This is a genomic window from Vibrio sp. 1580 (genome assembly GCF_033340055.1).
On the sequence record NZ_JAWOVT010000199.1, the window covers coordinates 1 to 793 of the forward strand.

General features: G+C 49.1%; 1 protein-coding gene. It reads left to right on the forward strand.

Annotated features, from left to right (window positions below; all coding sequences use genetic code 11):
- A partial coding sequence (gene murG, locus R7093_RS24995; protein WP_318146988.1) for an undecaprenyldiphospho-muramoylpentapeptide beta-N-acetylglucosaminyltransferase occupies positions 1 to 793 on the forward strand: 793 nt, incomplete at both ends.

Here is a 793-nt window from a genome sequence, read left to right on the forward strand (position 1 = left end):
TGCCAAAACATGGCATTGAAATCGATTTTATCAAAGTGAAAGGGTTACGAGGTCAAGGCGTAAAGCGTCTGCTTGCAGCTCCATTTCAAATTATTAATGCCATCATGCAAGCGCGAGCGCACATGAAGCGCTGGCAGCCGGATGCCGTTTTAGGTATGGGCGGCTATGTGAGTGGTCCGGGTGGTATCGCGGCTTGGTTAAGCGGTATCCCGGTTGTTCTACACGAACAAAACGCGGTTGCAGGTTTAACAAATCAATGGCTATCAAAGATCGCTAAGAAAGTCTTTCAAGCGTTTCCCGGCGCATTTCCTTCTGCGGCGGTTGTCGGTAACCCAGTACGTGAAGACGTAACGCAGTTGGATGAGCCCGCTCAACGTATGCAAGAGAGAAAAGGACCAATTCGTATTCTTGTTATGGGCGGCAGCCAAGGGGCGCGTATTCTTAATCAAACATTGCCAGCGGTGATGGCAAACTTGGGACAAGACTACTGTATTCGTCATCAAGCAGGTAAAGGCGCAGCGCAAGAAGTGCAAGCTGCTTATCAAGCGAACAATGTTGCTAATGCAGAAGTGACCGAGTTTATCGATGATGTTGCACAAGCGTATGCGTGGGCAGATCTGCTAGTGTGCCGTTCTGGCGCATTGACGGTATCTGAAGTCTCAGCAGCAGGTGTAGGCGCGATTTTTATCCCGTTCATGCATAAAGACCGTCAACAGGCACTGAATGCCGACCACTTAGTGGAATGCAGTGCTGCGAAGATGATTGAACAACCTGATTTAACTGTGGAGTCTTT